At 63.7% G+C, this 394-nt stretch carries 1 pseudogene; it reads right to left on the bottom strand.

The features are described 5' to 3' along the window. Positions 1-375, bottom strand: a pseudogene (locus tag D7X55_RS47330) (hypothetical protein); the annotation flags it as partial. Between the last annotated feature and the right edge of the window lie 19 nt (positions 376-394).

Here is a 394-nt window from a genome sequence, read left to right as displayed (position 1 = left end):
GCCGGCAGCCTTGGTGGCCTTCTTGGCGGCAGCGGCCTTCTTGGTCACAGCCTTGCCTGCAGCGGCCTTCTTCTTGGCCACTTCCTTCTTCAGGGCAGCGGCTTCGGCCTTGGCGTTCTTCTTGGCCGCTTCCAGCTTCTTCTTGGCATTGGCAACGGTCTTGCCGACCGACTTGGCGGCCTTGTCGGCCTTCTTGGCAACGGTCTTCTCGACCTTGGCCACGGCCTTCTTGGCCTTGGCAACGCGGGTACCGGCCGCCTTGGTGGCGCGCTTGACGGTCTTCTTGACCGACTTCACGGCGTCTTCGGCGGCGTGGGCGATGGTCTCGCCAACGTTGGTGGCGGCTTCTTTGACGTTCTCGACGGCGTCGGTCACGACCGACACACCATTACCG

The organism is Corallococcus sp. AB049A, assembly GCF_003668885.1.
Lineage (GTDB): Bacteria > Myxococcota > Myxococcia > Myxococcales > Myxococcaceae > Corallococcus > Corallococcus interemptor.
The sequence above is the reverse complement of the archived record's forward strand: the minus strand, read 5'-3'. Positions and strand labels throughout refer to the sequence as shown.